15 protein-coding genes and 3 pseudogenes are annotated in these 17,128 nt (G+C 67.8%); 8 read left to right on the top strand and 10 right to left on the bottom strand.

Annotation, left to right across the window (positions count from 1 at the left end; all coding sequences use genetic code 11):
- From ACFC8N_RS46655 to ACFC8N_RS46645, 3 genes are all read left to right on the top strand, one after another.
- Positions 1-480: DUF2867 domain-containing protein (locus ACFC8N_RS46655; protein ID WP_376295775.1), on the top strand; the 480-nt coding region annotated here is incomplete at its 5' end.
- A gap of 401 nt (positions 481-881) precedes the next feature.
- Complete coding sequence (locus ACFC8N_RS46650; protein WP_376295779.1) at positions 882-1,136, top strand: SpoIIE family protein phosphatase; 255 nt, start codon at positions 882-884, stop codon at positions 1,134-1,136.
- The gene (locus ACFC8N_RS46645; protein WP_376295774.1) at positions 1,057-1,299 is read left to right on the top strand and encodes a SpoIIE family protein phosphatase; all 243 of its coding nucleotides are present in this window, start codon (positions 1,057-1,059) and stop codon (positions 1,297-1,299) included. Before ACFC8N_RS46650 ends, ACFC8N_RS46645 begins: the two co-directional genes overlap by 80 nt.
- A 220-nt stretch (positions 1,300-1,519) precedes the next feature.
- On the opposite strand, the gene ACFC8N_RS46640 is transcribed toward ACFC8N_RS46645, so the two are convergent.
- From ACFC8N_RS46640 to ACFC8N_RS46630, 3 genes are all read right to left on the bottom strand, one after another.
- Positions 1,520-3,928 carry an RICIN domain-containing protein gene (locus ACFC8N_RS46640; RefSeq protein ID WP_376295773.1) on the bottom strand — a complete coding sequence of 803 codons (2,409 nt, stop codon included), beginning with the start codon at positions 3,926-3,928 and terminating at the stop codon, positions 1,520-1,522.
- 121 nt (positions 3,929-4,049) lie between these two features.
- A complete protein-coding gene (locus ACFC8N_RS46635; RefSeq protein ID WP_356028608.1) occupies positions 4,050-4,388 on the bottom strand; it encodes an L-rhamnose mutarotase in 339 nt (112 codons plus the stop codon).
- Positions 4,385-4,822: an amidohydrolase family protein gene (locus tag ACFC8N_RS46630; protein WP_376295777.1), complete on the bottom strand. Its 438-nt coding sequence runs from the start codon at positions 4,820-4,822 to the stop codon at positions 4,385-4,387. Before ACFC8N_RS46630 ends, ACFC8N_RS46635 begins: the two co-directional genes overlap by 4 nt.
- Between ACFC8N_RS46630 and ACFC8N_RS46625 the strand changes: the two genes are divergently transcribed.
- Positions 4,763-5,206 (top strand): hypothetical protein, encoded by a 444-nt coding sequence (locus ACFC8N_RS46625; protein ID WP_376295781.1) that lies wholly within the window; start codon positions 4,763-4,765, stop codon positions 5,204-5,206. The two genes, ACFC8N_RS46630 and ACFC8N_RS46625, sit on opposite strands and share 60 nt — an antisense overlap.
- Before the next feature lie 64 nt (positions 5,207-5,270).
- Here the strand turns inward: ACFC8N_RS46625 and ACFC8N_RS46620 are convergent, their stop codons facing one another.
- From ACFC8N_RS46620 to ACFC8N_RS46605, 4 genes are all read right to left on the bottom strand, one after another.
- Positions 5,271-7,214, bottom strand: coding sequence for a hypothetical protein (locus ACFC8N_RS46620; RefSeq protein ID WP_356028603.1), 1,944 nt, complete (start codon positions 7,212-7,214; stop codon positions 5,271-5,273).
- Positions 7,215-7,313: 99 nt separating this feature from the next.
- Positions 7,314-8,201: a carbohydrate ABC transporter permease gene (locus ACFC8N_RS46615; protein ID WP_356028601.1), complete on the bottom strand. Its 888-nt coding sequence runs from the start codon at positions 8,199-8,201 to the stop codon at positions 7,314-7,316.
- Positions 8,191-9,099, bottom strand: a complete 909-nt coding sequence (locus ACFC8N_RS46610; RefSeq protein WP_376295776.1) for a carbohydrate ABC transporter permease — start codon at positions 9,097-9,099, stop codon at positions 8,191-8,193. Before ACFC8N_RS46610 ends, ACFC8N_RS46615 begins: the two co-directional genes overlap by 11 nt.
- 2 nt (positions 9,100-9,101) lie before the next feature.
- Positions 9,102-10,475, bottom strand: a complete 1,374-nt coding sequence (locus ACFC8N_RS46605; protein ID WP_376295771.1) for an ABC transporter substrate-binding protein — start codon at positions 10,473-10,475, stop codon at positions 9,102-9,104.
- Positions 10,476-10,803: 328 nt separating this feature from the next.
- On the opposite strand from ACFC8N_RS46605, the gene ACFC8N_RS46600 reads away from it, so the two are divergent.
- The 3 genes and pseudogenes from ACFC8N_RS46600 to ACFC8N_RS46590 all read left to right on the top strand — a co-directional run bounded on the left by ACFC8N_RS46600 (position 10,804) and on the right by ACFC8N_RS46590 (position 12,902).
- Positions 10,804-11,655: a FadR/GntR family transcriptional regulator gene (locus ACFC8N_RS46600; protein ID WP_376295769.1), complete on the top strand. Its 852-nt coding sequence runs from the start codon at positions 10,804-10,806 to the stop codon at positions 11,653-11,655.
- 24 nt (positions 11,656-11,679) lie between these two features.
- Positions 11,680-11,830 (top strand): annotated as a pseudogene (locus ACFC8N_RS46595) (IS3 family transposase); the annotation flags it as partial.
- A gap of 198 nt (positions 11,831-12,028) precedes the next feature.
- A pseudogene (locus tag ACFC8N_RS46590) lies at positions 12,029-12,902 on the top strand (IS982 family transposase).
- Positions 12,903-13,013: 111 nt separating this feature from the next.
- Here the strand turns inward: ACFC8N_RS46590 and ACFC8N_RS46585 are convergent.
- On the bottom strand, positions 13,014-13,454 hold the full coding sequence (locus ACFC8N_RS46585) for a nuclear transport factor 2 family protein (protein ID WP_376295767.1): 441 nt from the start codon (positions 13,452-13,454) through the stop codon (positions 13,014-13,016).
- A gap of 118 nt (positions 13,455-13,572) precedes the next feature.
- Here ACFC8N_RS46585 and ACFC8N_RS46580 point away from each other — a divergent pair, with 118 nt between their 5' ends.
- On the top strand, positions 13,573-14,145 hold the full coding sequence (locus ACFC8N_RS46580) for a TetR/AcrR family transcriptional regulator (protein ID WP_376295766.1): 573 nt from the start codon (positions 13,573-13,575) through the stop codon (positions 14,143-14,145).
- 314 nt (positions 14,146-14,459) lie between these two features.
- Here the strand turns inward: ACFC8N_RS46580 and ACFC8N_RS46575 are convergent.
- A pseudogene (locus ACFC8N_RS46575) lies at positions 14,460-14,729 on the bottom strand (hypothetical protein); the annotation flags it as partial.
- On the bottom strand, positions 14,726-16,714 hold the full coding sequence (locus tag ACFC8N_RS46570) for an ATP-binding cassette domain-containing protein (RefSeq protein WP_376295765.1): 1,989 nt from the start codon (positions 16,712-16,714) through the stop codon (positions 14,726-14,728). The gene ACFC8N_RS46570 and the pseudogene ACFC8N_RS46575, both read right to left, overlap by 4 nt.
- Positions 16,715-17,128: the final 414 nt, after the last annotated feature.

The following is a 17,128-nucleotide window of genomic DNA, read 5'->3' as shown; positions in this document are numbered from 1 at the left end:
TACGCCGACGTCCGAGAACGCGAGGCGGACGTGGCGCCGGAGGCACTGTGGCAGGTCATCGAAGGCATCGGCGGCGAGAACGGCTGGTACTCCCTCCCGCTGGCCTGGGCCGCGCGCGGCTGGGTCGACCGCCTCGTCGGCGGCGTCGGCCTGCGCCGGGGCCGGCGGGACGCCCGACGGCTGCGGGCCGGTGACTCGCTCGACTTCTGGCGAGTCGAGGAGATCGAACGCGGCGGGCTGCTGCGACTGCGCGCCGAGATGCGGCTACCCGGCCTGGCCTGGCTGGAGATGCGAGTGGACGGCAACGGCAGCGGCCCGGTCCGATACCGGCAGCGGGCGCTGTTCCACCCCCGCGGCCTGCTGGGCCATCTGTACTGGTGGAGTATCAAGCCCCTCCACGCGGTCGTCTTCGGAGGCATGTCCCGCAACATCGTCCGCGCCGCTGCCCGCGCCCAGCACGACCACACCACACACCACTGAGCCGGCCACGACGCCTGTCGCGTCCGCGACGCCCTCAGCGACGTACTGTGGCGCAGCGAGGCCGGCATCCCCCTGCCGGACCATCGGACACCATCACAGCGGCCGGATGACCTGTCCGCCCGCTTCACCGCGCCCGACATCGACCCTGAGTGAGACGTCACCGCAACTACCCAGCCGGAAACGGCGGCATTCGGGTCATCTCCGTGTTGCGGGCATCTGAGGTTCCCCCGAGATGCGGAGTGTGTTGACAGAGGGTCAGATGGGACTCATGAGAGGAACATCGACCATGGCCGCCCCCAGAAAGTACTCGCTGGAGTTGCGTGAGCGTGCGGTACGGATGTATCGCACGCCGATCCGAAGCCGCAGATCAAGAAGCTCGCCGTCAGGGCCCGCAGGCTGAGATGCTCAACTGCGGCCATCCGCCACCCCTGCTGATCCATGGAGAGCAGGTGACCGTCCTGAATTCCCGGCGACCCGCGCCTCCCTTGGGCCTGTGCGCCCTCTGCGTACGAAACGACCGCGCCGACCCGTTGAGCTTCGAAACAGGCGACATGCTGCTGCTGTACACCGACCGGCGTGATCGAAGCCCGCTCACCGACCGGAGCCTTCTACCCGCTCGCCGAGCGGGTCGCCGCCTTCCCCGCCTCAAGCCCTGAGGCTCTCCTGCACCACCTTCACCGCGACCTGCTCGAGCACACCGGTGAGCAGCTCACCGACGACGCCGCCTTCCTGGTGATCGAACGCATCCCCTCGCGCCATTTGCACCGGCGGCACCTCATGTCCCATGTCGGCGGGTCTCTCCCGTCCAAGACCGGCTGACGGTCACCGCCCTCCCCGCCAGGTGACGCATGCACGGCGGCGCGAGCGTCAGCGAACCCGTCGTCCGGTCCGCTGACGCTCGCGCCGCGGATTCGTCACCCGGCGAACCGCATTTCGTTGGTTAACCCGAACCGCGGGCACCTCGTCGGCGGCATACTTCACTTGAAGCGGCGGGGGCCGGAAACGGAGCGGAAGCCACCGCTCCAGTCCCCGACCCTACTCAGCCCAGGTTCCACTCCTGGTTCGCCTGACTGTTGCAGCTCCAGAGCTGGAGCTTGGTGCCGTTGCTGGTGCCGTTGTTGCTCACGTCGAGGCACAGGCCGGAGTACAGATTGGTCATGGTCCCGTCCGGGTTGAGCCTCCACTGCTGGTTGACCTGGCCGGTGCAGGTCCAGATGCTGGCCGCCGTGCCGTTGGTGGTGCCCCACCCGGCGTCGTCCAGGCACATCTGGCTGCTGCCGTTGAACAGGGTGATCTGGTTGGCCGAGTTGTGTGTCCAGGTCTGGTTCGACTGGCCGTTGCAGTCCCAGATCTGCTGCTGGGTTCCCGGCGTGGTGCTCCAGTTGTTGTCGTCGATGCATTTGTTCGCGCCGACCGCGTGGATCGCGGCGGTGCCGATGCCGCTGTTGGTGGTGACGCCGGCTTGCGCGATGACTTCCTGCGCTCCTGCGGGCCAGTTGTAACCGCTGACCTGGACGTTGCCGGTCAGGACGTTGTTGTGCGGGGAGCCGGTGGCGACGACGGTGGCGCCGGCGTTGTACCAGTTGTCGGCGAAGGTGTTGTCATCGGTGTTGTTGTTGGCGCTGGCGTTCGTGTTCGCCCAGACCCCGGTGTCCTGCAGGACGTTGTTCTGCAGCGTGATGTAGCGGGAGCCTTCGTCGAGGTAGAGTCCTACGGTGTTGTGGTTGTTGTAGACGTAGTTGTCGGCGATGAAGCCACCGGGGTTCGCGGACAGGTTGTAGATGCTGCCGCCGTCGTGGAAGACCTTCTTTGTGTCGTGCACCTTGTTGTAGGTCACGATGGTTTTGTTCAGTGTGGTCGGCGTGGTGTATATGGGCTGGTAGTTGTAGGTGCCTCGGTTGACGTAATCCTGGCTGCCTCCGCGGTCGTTGATGCCCCAGCCCCAGCCGACGTCGATGCCGTCGTAGCCGAGGTTCGAGACCTCGTTGTGTGTGATGACGGCGTGCGAAACGTACGTGGACAGGATGCCGGGCATGTCTTTGTAGTCCTGTGCAACGCCAGTCACGAGGTTGTTGCTGATGGTGATGTTCTGGTCGGTCATTGCGGAGTTGGACGGGTGGTGCGCGTTCGGCTGGACTCCGCCGACGACCACGCCCCCTCCGGAGTCGTTGGTGAAGGTGTTGCCGTTGACGGTGATGTTCGAGGCGCCGAGTCCGGTGCCGGAGTCGACGGCGTCGTTGTCCTGGCCGATGCCCAGGCCGACCTCGCCGAGGTCGGTGAAGGTGTCGCCGCTGAAGCTGATCCCGTTCGCGGCGGAGACCTGAACCGCCGCGGGGGCCTCGCCCCAGCTGTTACGGGTGGATTCGAAGGCCTGGCAGCCGGTGGCACACGAGGTCAGGAAGTCAGAAGGCTCGTTGGAGTAGGTCTGGTTGAGGAACGTGCCGGTCTGTTGGTCGGCGTAGCCGATGTCGCTGCTGGGGGCCAGCCAGGTGGTGTCCTCGAAGCTGATGCCCTGGAACGCGAGGTTTTGCACGGGGGTGCTGTAGCTGCCGCTGATGTCCAGGAGCGAGGTTGTCAGGGGCAGTTCGACGTCGTGGACGGAGGGGTTCCAGCCGGACGGCGCCTTGTAGTAGAGCTGGCCGGCCTGCGGGTCGAGGTACCACTGCCCGGCCGTGTTCAGGAATGCGTACGAGTTCTCCAGCTGGAGAGTCCCTCCGGCGAAGGGGTTCTCCATGGTGTCGTAGCCCCAGCCGTTGTTCTGCCAGGCCGGTTCCTGCATGGTGATGCTCGTGCCGCTGATGCTCTTCACCGGCGCGAAGCGGTCGGTGAAGGAGTTCTGGGCCTCGAGCTCGATCCGGTTCTGCTTTGGCAGGTTGGCGATCCAGTTCAGGTTCGAGTTCTGGATCGTCAGGCCGGCGCTGGTGAAGGCGACATCGCTGCGGGCGATGTTCATCGCGGCGCGCGGTGCCAGTGAGCCGTCGACGAAGAGCTGGCGCGAGTCGACTCCGACGGGGACGGACGCGGCGTAGATGTTGTTGGTCGAGTCGTGCGGGGTCCAGCCGGTCACCTGCTGGCCGCCGGAGATCACCGGGGACTGGCCCGGGGCGGCCTGCCATCTGACCGTGTGTCCGTTCGTGCCCGAGTCCGCGCTGGTGAGGTTCAGAGGTGAGGTCAGGCGGTAGGTTCCGCCGGCGAGCTGTACGACGATGTCGCCGCTCATGTGGCCGTCGATGGCTTCGACGGACGTCTTCGCCTGGGTCAGGGAGCAGGGCGTGGTCGAACTGCACGCCGTCCCGGAGCCGGTGGGGGAGACGAAGACGGTGGCGGAGACGGAGGCGTGGGCCGCGGTCGGTGTGACGAAGGCGGCGGAGACCAGGAGGCCTGTCGCTGCCGCGATCGTCGCGGTGAGGCGTCGGCCGACCCGTCCTTGGTAGGGGTGTGACGACATTGTCCGGTTCCCTTTCGCTGGCATTTCCTTGTGCGCCCTCCCGAGGGCGCTGTGGAGCACCGCCGGCCGGTCGCGGCGCGGCGGGGACTGGGCGACGCGGATGCGCCTGGATTTCACAGGCTCAGGGCTGTGTCGTTTCGTGCAGGTGCCAGATCTCGGGCGCCTCGGACCAGCGGCTGTCCTGGGGGGCGTCCGGCCAGGGCTCCTGGCAGGGGTCGGTGAAGGTCCACCAACGCTGCGTTTCGGGGTCGGCCTTGACGGAGGCGAGGTCGGCCTCGAAGTCGTCGCCGTGGTACTCGAAGTAGGCGAACAGGGTGTCGCCGTGCAGGAAGATGCTGTAGTTGCGGATCTGCGCGGCACGCAGGGCGGCCTCGACGGCCGGCCAGACGGCGCGGTGCAGGGCGAGGTACTCCTCCCGGCGTTCCGGGAGCAGCCGCGTGGTCTGAGCGATGCGCCTCATCGTGCTTCCTTTCGGGCCAGGTCGGCCGCCTGGAACCGGGAGGGAACGAGCCGGTAGATACGCTCAGGGTTGCCGCGCAGCACCGCGTCGTTGGCGGTCCACGAGGAGAGGCCGAGCGCCTCGCGGACCAGGTCGAGCCAGGCGCGGTAGTCGGTGGCGAGCAGCATCACCGGCCAGTCGCTCCCGAACAGGCAGCGGTCGGGGTCGCACACGTCGAGCGCTTCGCGCAGGAGCGAGAGCGCGAACGCGGACGGGATGTCCGGTGCCAGTGGGGTGGCCAGGCCGGAGAGCTTGCAGACGACGTTCGGTTGTTGCGCAAGCCGTCGCCATGCCTGCGACCACTGGCTCCTGGCGGCCGGCTTCGGCTTGCCGAGGTGGTCGAGGACGATCGTGGTGTGCGGGCAGGTGACGGCCAGCTGCGCAAGCTCGGGCAGCCGGTGTTGGCTAACGCATGCGTCGAAGGGGAGGCCGGCCTCGCGATCAGCTGGATGCCCTCGCGGATGTGCGAGTCCTCGGTGAAGCCGGGTGCCTCGTCCTCGATGTTGCGGCGCACCCCGACGACGAACGGGTCCGCCGCGTACCGTCGGATCGTCGCGAGGGCTTCGGCGGGGCGTTCGAGCGGGACGTGGGCGACGGCGCTGCGGATCCAGGTGTGGTGTTCGGCCTGGCTGCGGACCCACTCGATCTCGTCCGTGGCCTGCCCATTTTCCCGGTCGGCCTCCATGAAGATCACCTCGATTGGCGCGGGACGGATCGCCGCGAATTGGTCTGCGGTGAAAGGACAGTTGAGATCGGGGGCCTCGACCAGCCACGGGTAGGCAAGGCAGCGCGGGTCCCAGAGGTGGACGTGGCGGTCGTGGACCGAGGGTGTGGCGCGACCGCTCACCGTGATCCGCCCTCGCACGGCCCGTCGGACGGCTCGTCGAACGGGGTGCGGTAGGACGCGGGACGGGTGCGCAGCTCTAGTTCGAGGGAAAGGCGCACCCGGGTCGAACGGGGGAGGTGCACGCGCAGCCAGGGCCCGTTCACGTCGTGGGCCTCGGAGGTCTCCTCGACCGGCTCCGAGTGTCCGTAGTCGTAGAGGTCGCCGATCCAGGAGTCGTCGCGGCTGCGAGTGTGGCGGACGTTGCGGATGGTGTGCTCCGCGAAGGCACCCGCCTGGACGATCAGCGTGTGGTCCGCGGTCGGGTCGAGATTCACCAGTTCCACGACAGTCGCCTGCGGGTCGATGCTGGAGACCAGGGCCGCGACCGAGGGCGGCAGGCCCGGCCGGCGGGAGTCGGCGTCGTAGTAGCGCACCCGCGCCTGCTGCAGTCCGCCGTTGTAGAGGACCTGCGGACCACCCCAGGTCAGCTGCACCAGCGCCTCGGTGACCACCGGGTTGGACAGCTGCCACAGGTGGATGTCGGCCTCGGCGACCTCCAGGCCGCGATAGCGCTCCATTCGCTGCATCCGGTGCCGCACCTGCGCCTGGGCGGCCGCGAGGATCCGCTCGGGATAGTCCGGGTCGTCGCCCGAGAGATAGGCGAACCAGGACTCCTCGTGGTGCGCCTCCTCCTTGCTGCGGAAAGGTCGCACCGTGCGCCAGTCTATGCCGCTGGCCTCGCGCAGCCGTTCGATCCGTGCGCGGTCGGCGTCTGCGGCGGTGTGGTGCCACAGCGCGACGGGCACCGGCAGGGTCATTGGGTTGTAGTCGAACCAGCCCTCGTCGCCACGTCGGAAGGGGACATGCAGGGTGGGCGTGTGCACGTCCTCGCGCAACTGCGCGACCCACTTGGACTGGAGGCTGGAGTCGGCCTCGGTAAAGGGCATCACCTTGCCGCGGGCGATCATCTCGTCGAGCGCGGGGCGCACCAGGTCGAGGTAGGAGTCGTCGCCGGTGGCCTCGGCTGCGGCCAGTGCGGCGACCGTGGCCGCGTGTCCGACGCTATGCCAGCCGTGTGGCCAGGACCATCCGTAATGGCCGCCGTAGGGGCGTCCTTCGTGCAGGCCACCGACGGTGCCGTCCGGGGCGACGTTGTCCGGCAGTACTCCGCCGGCGGCCGCCGCGCGCTCGCGCCATGCGCCGACGTACTCGGCGATCCAGTCCCGGTAGCGGGTGTCGCCCGACAGGATCAGCGCGTTGAGCACGAGTCCGCTGGCGGCGAGGTTGACCGCGGTGTCGCCCCGGCCCATGCGGCGGCGCATCTGCTCACCGAGGCGAGGGTCGCTCTCCAGAGGCGGGCTCTCTCCGTCGGCGAGAATCCAGTTGAGCGGGAAGCCGTACATCTGCGCTTCCTGCGGCAGCCAGGGATAGGCGTCGCCGTCGGACAGGCCTTCGCGCTCGGGATCGCTGCCGTTGTGCGGACGGGTGATGATGCGGTGCGCGGGGTCGTAGTTGCCGTGTGCCGGGTCGACGTAGAGCTCGGCGAACCGCAGTGCCCGCTCGGTCCAGCGCTTTGGGGCGGCCATGCACAGGAAATAGAACAGCAGCAGGCTCTCGCTCTGGTGGAACCAGTCGTAGCCGCGCTCGTACTCGTCCTTGAGCATGCCCAGCTCGGTGAGCTGGCGGGTCACGCCTTCCCAGTGCCGCTCCGACTCGGCCAGCAGGTCGTCCGCGCCGCCGAGCAGATAGAGCTGCGGCCAGTTGAAGAAGGTCTCGTAGAAGTCGTCCACGCCGTCGCGCGTGGTCAGCTGCCCGTCGTAGTTCAGGCGTCCGTCCGGCCCGGTGAAATCGCGGGCGAAGCGCCGCCAGACCTGGTCGAGCAGGTCGAACAGCTGGCGCTGCGCCGTCGCCCAGCCCGGCGGTTCGAGGAGTGGCACCGAGGCCATGATGACGGGGTCCATGGGACGGTTCTCCGTTTCGGGCAGTGCGGCACCCGCACCCGGCGGCGATGCGGGCGGGCCTGGTGACGCGGTCGGGACATGTCGTGGTGAGTTGGTCGCTCAGTCTTTGGTGGCGCCGGCGAGCATGCCCGCGACCAGGAAGCGCTGGGAGAAGAGAAAGACCACGAGCACGGGGGTGATGGCCAGCAGGGTGGCGAGGGCGAGCTCCGGCCGCTGGACGGCGAGCGATCCCACCGTCGGGTTGAACTGCGGCACGTCGTTCAGGAGAGTGCCGAGCCCCACCTGGACGGGGAACTGGTCGCTCTGCGGCAGGAGCACGTACGGCAGGAAGTAGTTGGTCCAGTTGGCGACGAAGCTGAAAAAGCCCACGAGCGCGACGACGGGTGTGGCCAGAGGCAGCGCGACCCGGCGAAAGGTGCCGAACTCCGAGCAGCCGTCGAGCCGTGCGGCCTCCAGCAGTGACCGGGGAATGGCCGTACTGAAGTAGATGTACGCCAGGTAGACCCCGAACGGGTAGAACGAGTAGGGCAGGATGACCGACCACATCGAGCCGATCAGGTGCACGGCGTTCATCTCCAGGAACAGCGGTACCACCAGCGTCGCGCTCGGCATCAGCATGACCACGAGCGTCGCCACCAGCAGCGTGTGCCGGCCGCGGAACTCGGTCAGGGCGAGGGCGTAGCCCGCCGGGATGGCGACCACCAGGGTGATGGCGAGCGCGAGGAACGTGTACAGCGCGGAATTGCGCAGCCACAGGAAGAACGTGTCGCCCTGATAGCCCGTCAGCGCGTTCCAGTTGGCCCGCAGGGCGTGGAAGGAGCCGAACGACAGCGGGTTGGAGTGCACGAGCTGCTCGTCGGTCTTCGTCGCGGCCAGCACCAGCCACAGCACCGGCAGGACGAAGAAGACCGCGAAGAGAAGCAGTACCAGGGTGGTGAGCGGGTTCTTCAGGGCGCGTCGCGCGGGGTTGTGGAAGTCAGTCCGCATCGAAGAACCCCGATCTGGCGACGAACACCGCGGCGACCCCGAGTCCGAGCAGGAGCAGTTCGACCGAGACGGCGGCAGCGGTGTTGACGTTGTTGTTCTGGAAGGCGAAGTCGTAGGAGAGCTGGTTGAGCGAGTAGTCCCGCCCCGCCACTCCGACACTCGCCTGCGAGAGCAGTTGCGGCTCGACGAACAGCTGCGTGCCACCCGCGAAGGCGAGGATGACCATGTAGACGATCCACTTGCGCAGCATCGGGATCTGAATGCGCCGGGCGGTCTGCCACGGGCCGGCGCCGTCGATGCGCGCAGCTTCGAGGATGTCCGGCGCGATGTTGTTGAGAGCGCCGTACATCACCAGGATCCAGCCGCCCGCGCCGGTCCAGAACGCGATGAGGGTGAACAGGAGCGGCAGCCCGCCGGGGGCCACGACCTCGTCGAAGGTGGTCAGGCCCAGAGCGCGCAGCAGGAAGGCGACGGGGCTGACCGTCGGGTCCAGGATGAACAGCCACACCATGACGCTCGCCGCGCCGGCCAGGGCTCCGGGAAGGTAGTACACGAACCGCAGAGCCTTGCTGACGCCTCGGGACGCGAGCCGGTGCAGCAGCAGCGCGAGCCCGACGACCAAGATCACCAGGGAGGCGAGCCAGAAGACGAGGTAGAGCGCCACGTGTTCGACGGCCGGCAGGAACCGGAAGTCGCCCGCCGCGCCGGTGAAGTTCGAGAACCCGGCGAAGGTGTCTCCGGCGGTGGTGAAGGCGAAGTAGATCGCGTAGACGGTCGGGACGACGCCGAACGCGATCAGCAATACGACGTACAGGGCGACGAAGCCGTGCCCGGCCCGGACGGGCCAGAGCGTGCGCCGCCTGGCGTGCTCCGACCCGACCCGGTTGTCTTCCGTCATGTTCACCGGCTGACCTTGTATCCGTCGGCCTGCGCGTAGTTGGATATCGCTGTCTGCCAGGCCGGCAGCAGCGAGACGATGCTCTTGCCCGCCGTCATGCCGGGGGTGATGGTCGCCGCCCAGATCGCCTCCTGGCTGTACTGCGGGTAGCCCCAGCCCGGCCAGATCTGGTCTGCGGCGCTCTGCAGGGTTGGGGAGACGTCGTTGGCGTAGTACCCGGACGTGCTCTGGGCCTTCAGCCAGGTCTTGGCCGCTGGCGCGTAGGCCGGGTATCCCGGGGCGAGTTTGCCCTGGTAGTCGTCGGAGGTCGTCACCCATTTCAGGAACGCGGTCGCGTCCTTGAGGTTCTTGCTGTGTGCGGACAGCAGCCAGGTACCGCCGCCGACATTGCCGACCGACGGACTGGTGTCGCCGGCCCACTGCGGCATCGGCGCGGCCGCGATCTGGCCCTTGGGGGTCTTGAAGGTGCCCTGGAACAGCGCGCCGCCGAACCAGGAGGGGCCGGGCAGCATGAGGATCTTGTCCGCGTCGTTCTTGTCGAAGTCCGCGCTGAACACGCTGCTGGTGGACATGGTGTGGGCCTTGACGAGGGTGTCCAGCAGCGAGGCCATCTTGGTGCACTCGGCGCTGCTGGTGTTCACCGTGGCAGCCTTCGGCCCGGTGACCTGGTTGGCGCCGCACTTGCCCGCCCACATGTAGATCTCCGGCGTGAAGGTGTCACCGGCCGAGCCGACCAGGTACCCCGGGTGCTCGGTGGCGACCTTCTGGCCCAGGGCCTGGTACTGCTCCCAGGTGGTCGGCACCTGGTAGCCCCACTTCTTCATCAGCGAAGCGTTGTACCACAGAGCCGTCTGTGACAGGTCGTTGCGCAGACAGTAGAGCGTTCCGCCGACGGTGCACGGCGCGTTGGCGCCCCTCGCCCAGTTGTCCAGGGTGGACTGAGGTATCAGGCCCTTGTTCAGCGGGGCGGTGAAGCCGGACTGGACCGCCCAGGTGCTCTCGTTGTTCTGGGAGCTGAAGACGACGTCTGGCCAGCCGCTGCCGGTGCGGTTGAACAGGCTCACCTTGGTCTGCAGGTAGTTCGAGCCGTTGGAGTCCCCGTCGTAGGTGACGATGTCCATTTTCACCTGAGGGTTTTCCTTCTGGTACAGCTGCGCTGCGGCCAAGCGGGTCGAGTCCACCCACACGGTCAAAGTGCCGCCGGTCTGGGCGGCGGGCGAGAAGCTGGACGGCCCACCCGCCGTGGCTCCGCCCGTACCCCCGCCACAGGCGGTCGCGGCGCCAAGGGCAAAAGTGACCACGGCGGTGGCGAGAGCGACGCGTACCCGGTCGCTCCTTGCTCTGCCGGCGTCGGCTCCTCGGGATGTGCGTGTCATGGAGGACTCCACTGCGTCGGGGTGCGGACGTATCCGACTGGACAGGCGGGCTGTGACAACCGAAATGTGTATGACTCAAATTGCGCCGCTGCTTCCTGCTGTGGGGAGCGACTCGCACCGGACGCCAGGCCAGCGGGTCACCGTGATGTGACATCAGAGCCGGTAGCCGCCGGGTGCGTCAAGAGGATGTGCGGGCCTATTTCCGTGACGTTACGGCTGCGTCTCCTCGACTCCTGACGTCGCCCCAGGTCGGAGCATCGTGACCGCTCAGTGGTGAAAATGAGTCGTACTTATCCAGGGATCCCAAGACCGTAGAAGGTATGCTCTTGTGCGGCAGAGGCAGTCGGTCATGCTGAACGTGGCCCTGACGAAGGAGAAGCACCCGGTGGACGGCGCGCCATCAGAGAGGGCATCGGATGCGCGACCGGGTGCCCCGGCAGCGAACGGCGCCGCATACCGGCCCGGTTACGAAGTCGTCTCGGAGCAGATCCTCAAGCTGATCGCGGCGAGGCAGCTGCAACCGGGCGACCGGATGCCGACGGAGAACGAGCTGGCCTCGTCGCTCGGCACCAGCAGGACGGTCGTGCGTGAGGCGGTGAAGATCCTCTCGGCGATCGGCCGGGTCCGCGCCCAGAAGGGGCGGGGACTCTACGTCGCGGACGATGAGGGCATGCTCGGCTCGTCGCGCTGGGGCGGATTCTTCATGCCGACGGACCTCGACCAGATCTTCATGCTCTTCGAGTTCCGCCGCGTGCAGGAGACGGCCGCAAGCCGGCTCGCCGCGACCCGCGCCATCCCGGCGGAGCTGCGGGCGATCAAGGACGCCATGGATCTGTGCCGGGAGGGGCACGAGACGGGCCGCGACGCGCTCTTCGACCAGGGCGACGACGCGTTCCACCTCGGTGTCGCCGAGGCCTCGCACAACCCCTTCCTCGTCGCCGCCGTCCGCGAGGCCCGGCGGCTGCAGCGTCAGTCCAACACCATCGGCATGCACGGAGCGCTCGGCGACCACGCCAAGGACGCGATCGTGGAGCACGCCGCCATCTACGGCGCGATCCGCGACGGCGACCCGGACGCCGCGGCGGAGGCGACCAACGTTCATCTGGACAAGACGCTCGAGGACTACCGGCGAGAGATCCAGCGCCGCGTCTTCGGCTCGGGTTCGACCGAGAGCTGTTGACCCCTTCAGTGGGTGTGGACCGTTGGCGCGATCTTCGACAGCGATCACGGAGCGGCAGTACGCTTCACGTCAATTCGCCGACCTCTGCGCCGAGTCGAGTGCCATCCAGTCCATGGGCGCGGTCGGCACGAGCGCGAACAACGCCGCCTGCGAGTCCTTCCACGCCTCTCTGAAAGACTCCGTTGGCCGATTCGCTGAATCGCGTTCTGATCTTGGACGGTGGGCCAGTCTGGTGAGCACCAGCTCCAACTCGCGGGGAAGCTAGGAGGACTTGGCGATGTCGCTGTGTCCGGTTCCTGTCCCGCCTGTTCCCGAGATGAATGATTCCAAGGGGTGGCTGCGGACGTGAGGCGAGGGAGGCCAAGGTCCGGATGTGACGCCGGACTTGGACTCCCTCGCGACCGCACTCTATGTGAAGACCGACGACCTGTTGAAGGATTCGCCGCGGCTCAGCGATGCCGGGCTGGAAACGCTGGCGATGCTGGGCTTCACCTCCGAGGCCAGGTGGCTGCGTCATGCGCACGCTCACCTGCGGCATCTGTTCCCGTACTTGCCGAAGCAGCCCGGCTACAACATGCGCCTGCGCAAAGCTGCCGGACTCATCCGGCACGCCAGCCGGGTACTGGCCATGGACACCGCGCGGTGGACCGACGACGTGTGGGTGGTGGACTCCACACCGGTCGAGTGCGGCCGCTCCCGGGAAACCGTCAAGCGGTCCGACCTCGGGGGCTGGGCCCAGTACGGCTACGGCGCCAGCCATTCGCGCTACTTCTGGGGACTGCGACTGCACCTGGCATGCACCCTCGGCGGGCTGCCGATCGCCTTCGCGCTGACCAGGGCGAAGGCCGACTAGCGCCGAGACCCTGCTCGACATCCTCGACATCCTCGCCATCGAGCCGACGCTCGCGGACGAACGGCCCGGGCAGACACTGATCGGTGACAAGAACTACTTCGGCCGTGAGTTCGAGACGCAACTGGCCGCGCTGGGCGTCGAACTGCTGCGTCCGGCCCGCAAGGGCGAGGCCGAGCGGGCCGGGGCGCAACTGTTCAAACCGCTGCGGCCGGTTATCGAGTTGATTAACGAGACGTTCAAAGGGCAGCTCGACCTAGAGCGCCACCGCGCCCGCACTCCTGGTGGGGTGATGGTCCGTGTGCTCCAGCGGATCCTCGTGATGACCGCCGCCAATTGGCACAACCACCACACCGGCCAGCCCGTCATGCGCTCACTGACCGCCTACGATCACTGACTGAGAGGCTGGTCGTCGGCGCGTCACGGCGGCGGCGACCGAGTCCCGCTGTCGGCGAACGCGCCGGGGTCGAGCATCGGAGAACTCGCGACCTGCGGCGCCGCACTCGCGTTACTTGCCGTCCAGTGCTGCCACCAGCTGCGGCAGGGTGCCGCTGGCCGCAATGAGAGCCAAGTGGTCGTGGAAGTCCCTGCTGTGGACGATCACGCCGTCGCGGACCCTCAGTACCTGGATGTTGGCGGACTCGAAGGTCTTCCCAGTCGGCCGGTGGTGCACCTGGTAGTCCCATTCGGCGACGATCAGCTCTGGGTCGTCGGTCTCCCGGATCACCACGTTCGCCGGGGTCAGCTCCACCGGACTGGCCGCGGCGACCTGAGCGAACCGCTCCTTGAGTGCGGCCCGCCCCTCGGTGCGGCGCGGGCCGACCGGTTCGAAGACGGTCTCCACCACGGCGTCATCGGCGTAGAGCCCGGCCAGTTCGGAGTATCGGCCTGCGGCGATGTTGTCGAGCAGCTTGGTGAAGACCTCGCGTGGTGTCAGCGTTTCGGGCATGGCCAGCCTCCGCCGGAATCCGTCGCTAGAATCGGACTAGCGAGTCCGCTTTGACGATACGGACTGGACACTCCGCTTGTCCAGCAGGGCTCTGCGGAGGCGAGGAAGGCTGTAGGGGATGAGTGGTGCCAAGGAGCGCCCGCTGCGGGCGGACGCGGCCCGTAACCGGGCCAGGCTGCTGGACGTCGCCACGGAGGTGTTCACCACCCGTGGCGTGGGTGTGCCGACCGAGGAGATCGCCCGGACCGCGGGGGTCGGAGTCGGCACGCTCTTCCGGCACTTCCCGACCAAGGAAGCGCTGCTGGAAGCCGTGATGGTGCGCAGGCTGGAGGCGATCGCAGCCCAGACCGCGCGTCTGGCCGCCGAAATGGAGCCCGCCGACGCCTTCTTCGCCTGCTTCCGCCTGGTTGCCGAACAGTCCGCGGGCAAGAACGAGTTCGCCCAGGCACTCGCCGCAGCGGGAATGGACGCGCATGCAGCCCTACGGGAGTCCAGCGAGGTGATCCAGGCCCAGCTTGCCGCACTTCTGGACGCGGCACAGCGGGCCGGAGTCGTCCGCCCGGACCTCAGCCTGCCAGAACTGATCGCCCTGCTGGCCGGCACCAGCACGACGATGGAGCACCTCGGAGCAGACCCAGCGTCCCAGCAACGGATCTTCAATGTGGTCTTCGACGGACTCCGACCGCACTGACCGACCACGTGCCGCGTTCGCCGTGCCCTTGCCGAAGGGAATGCGGGCCAGACAGTCAATGAAGGCACCGGACTCAGGCGACTGACCCCTTGGAATCGATCATCGAGGCGACCGCGCGGGTGGCATGTGCCGCGTTCCGCAAGGGCTGTCCGGCCATGCGGTACCTGACGAGCTGGGCCCGCTGTTCTGCGACGAGCAGTTCGCTTCCGCCTTCCCACGGCGGGGTGGTCCTGCACTCTCGCCGGGGCAGCTGGCGAGCCGATCTCCAGGACGAGGTGGCCGGGCTGGAGTCGGGCGGACTCGAGCATGTCGGCCTGCAGCCACGGTGCAGAGATGGAACTGCGGACTTTCCCCTCTGTCGTGTACAGGGTGGGGATCTTGTCGTTGGCGTACGCCGTCTCAAGAGGCACTTCGGGGGCGAAAGCGTGCCGGGGCACGGTGCGCAGGGCCTTGTCGACCGCAAAGGTGCGGATGTGGCCGTCGTCGGCGAGCTGGTCAGTCAACTGGTGGCGCAGCGAGCCTGCTTCGTCGAGGCCGGTGGTGGGGGGTGTCGTCACGGCGGGCCTTCCGGTCAATCGGGTCATGCGGGATCCGCGACGGTGGGTGCGGCAGGTTTCGGGATGCTGGCGGCAGGGGCGTACTGGGCGGCCTGTGCGTCGAACATGGCGGCGTACCGGCCACGTGCGCCGATGAGTTCGTCGTGGGTGCCGTGTTCGGCGAGGCGGCCCTGATGCAGGACGTAGATGCGGTCGGCGTGCCGGACGCCGGACATGCGGTGGGTGACCAGGACGACGGCACGGTTCGGGGCGGCGAGTCGGCGGATGCGTTCGAAGGCTTCGATTTCGGCTTCCGGGTCGAGGGCGGAGGTGGGCTCGTCCACGATGAGCACGCCGTCGGCTGCCGAGGTGGAGCTGCGCCAGTGGGTTCGAGCGAGCCCGATCTTCTGCCACTCCCCGCCGGACAGTTCGCTGGCACCGCGGAACATTCGGGCCAGCAGGCTTCGCAGGCCGTCGGGAAGTTTCGCGATGACCGGCGCCGCCCCCGCATAGTCGACGGACGGCTGGAGACTCTCGGCGTCGGCTTCCTGGGCGGGTCGGCCGATCCGGATGTTCAATGCCGCTGTCACGGGCCAGCGTTGAAAGTCCTGGGTGAGCAGTGCCACGCGCTCGAAGACCTCGGAGCGGTCCAGGCAGGCGACCTCCGCCTCGCCCCACAGGACGGTCCCGCCCTGCGGCAGCAACAGGCCCGACAACACCTTCATCAGTGTGCTCTTACCGGATCCGTTCTCCCCGACCACAGCGGTGACCGAGCCCATGGGCAGCGTGAGTGACACCTCGTCCAAGGCGGGAGCATCGCGGTCCGGGTAGCGGTAGCGGACCCGGTCCAGTACGACCTGCTTCACCCGCACCGGAACGGGAGCGCCCCCGCTGGGAATGGTGCGTTGCGCCGCCTCGTCCAGGAACCGGGCGTGGTCACGGACGTAGAGGGACTCCTCGTGCAACTGGTTCACGTTCATCACCAGCGCGCCCAGGCTCGCCGAGCCGGACCGAACGGCGACGACGGCGGTCCCGGCCACGGCCAGACTCATGTGCCCGCTCATGATCAGCAAAAACATGGCCCCGTACGTCGCGGCCATGGCGAGGCCGGACAACGCCGAGGCCACCCACTCGGTGACAGCCTTGCTGGACGCCAGCCGCTCCTGCTCCGTCTCGGCACTCTCGGCCATCCGCTCGTAGCGGCTGAGCAAGAACGGACCCACAGCGTGGATCCGCACCTCCTGCGCGGCGCTGCGCTCGGTCAACAGGTTGCCGATGAGACGGCTGGCCCGTACGTGCTCAATCCAGCTCATGACCGACACGTACCGTTCCTGCGCCACCCGCATCGCGCCCCAGCCGCGCGGCGCCGCGATCAGGATCATCATCGGCAAGAGGACCGGGTGGAGGATGGTGAGCACGCCGGCCGTGGAGATCAAGGAGATGCTGCCGTTCAGCGCGGCCACGCACGCAGAGATCATGCGTCGGGCGGAACTGGCGCCGTACTGGGCCACGTCGATCAGCCGCCGGAACTCCGGGTCCTCAATGGCCTCCAGCTCCACTGACGCGGCAGCGGCCAGGTACTGAGTCGTGGCGATCCGCTCGACCATCGGCTCCAGCCGGCCCGCCCGCGAAGTGGACCACCCGGCCAGACCCGAGTTGGCCATGGCAGCACAGGCGGCTCCTGCTAAGCCCGGCAGCACTGCCTGCAACCGCTGCTCGGGAGTGCCCGAACCGAGTAGCGCGTGCATGACGGCGTTGACCGCGAGCAACCCGATCGCCGCGGCGACACCCTGCCCGATCTCGCTGATCGCGACAGCGACCAAAGCGCGCCGGTCCGCGTGCCACGCCATCCGCAACGTCGCCCCGACCAGTCTCGGCATGGAGCGCAGAGCGGAGATCATGGTCAAGTCCAATGATGCGTGCTCGTGCTTGGACCAGCCCATGTCGTAGCGCAAAGGACCGCCGAACAACTCCCGCTCGGCGTCGGAGACCTCCGGCTCGGCCATCCGTACGCGTCCGAAGAACCTCTTCACCACGCACCCCCAAATGCAGGCCAGTTCAGTGCCCCATGCGAGCGCCCGCAGGCGGGCACCTGGACAACGGTGCGGCATGGGGAGCCAGTCCGCGCCGGGCATGCGGGGATCCGTCCCCTCATGACCGCGGATACGACACGGTCGTAAACAGACCAGTACGACTCCGTCAGACTCGTGGTGACGCCGCCGTCCTCAAGCCCCGCAGTGGGCGGCTGCGACAGGTGTGCATGGCGCGGAGTCGGTGCCTCGCCCTGCAGGCTGCCACCGGCAGCGCTGCTGGCACTCATACGCCCCGCCTCGTATTCGCTTGTGATGAGCGCAGAGCGGCGGCGTCAGCGTGCTGCACCGGGTTGGCGGGGTGCAGGACTCCAGGCTGATGCTGTTCGAATCCAGCGGGCTGATTCACGGTGAGGG

This window comes from Streptomyces sp. NPDC055966, from assembly GCF_042269865.1.
Lineage (GTDB): Bacteria > Actinomycetota > Actinomycetes > Streptomycetales > Streptomycetaceae > Streptomyces.
The sequence above is the reverse complement of the archived record's forward strand: the minus strand, read 5'-3'. Positions and strand labels throughout refer to the sequence as shown.

Excerpts from the sequence above, each read along its gene's own strand:
- ACFC8N_RS46650 (WP_376295779.1), top strand. The coding sequence starts at position 882 with ATGCTCAACTGCGGCCATCCGCCACCCCTGCTGATCCATGGAGAGCAG.
- ACFC8N_RS46640 (WP_376295773.1), bottom strand. The coding sequence starts at position 3,928 with ATGTCGTCACACCCCTACCAAGGACGGGTCGGCCGACGCCTCACCGCG.
- ACFC8N_RS46635 (WP_356028608.1), bottom strand. The coding sequence starts at position 4,388 with ATGAGGCGCATCGCTCAGACCACGCGGCTGCTCCCGGAACGCCGGGAG.
- ACFC8N_RS46620 (WP_356028603.1), bottom strand. The coding sequence starts at position 7,214 with ATGGACCCCGTCATCATGGCCTCGGTGCCACTCCTCGAACCGCCGGGC.
- ACFC8N_RS46615 (WP_356028601.1), bottom strand. The coding sequence starts at position 8,201 with ATGCGGACTGACTTCCACAACCCCGCGCGACGCGCCCTGAAGAACCCG.
- ACFC8N_RS46610 (WP_376295776.1), bottom strand. The coding sequence starts at position 9,099 with ATGACGGAAGACAACCGGGTCGGGTCGGAGCACGCCAGGCGGCGCACG.
- ACFC8N_RS46605 (WP_376295771.1), bottom strand. The coding sequence starts at position 10,475 with ATGACACGCACATCCCGAGGAGCCGACGCCGGCAGAGCAAGGAGCGAC.
- ACFC8N_RS46585 (WP_376295767.1), bottom strand. The coding sequence starts at position 13,454 with ATGCCCGAAACGCTGACACCACGCGAGGTCTTCACCAAGCTGCTCGAC.
- ACFC8N_RS46580 (WP_376295766.1), top strand. The coding sequence starts at position 13,573 with ATGAGTGGTGCCAAGGAGCGCCCGCTGCGGGCGGACGCGGCCCGTAAC.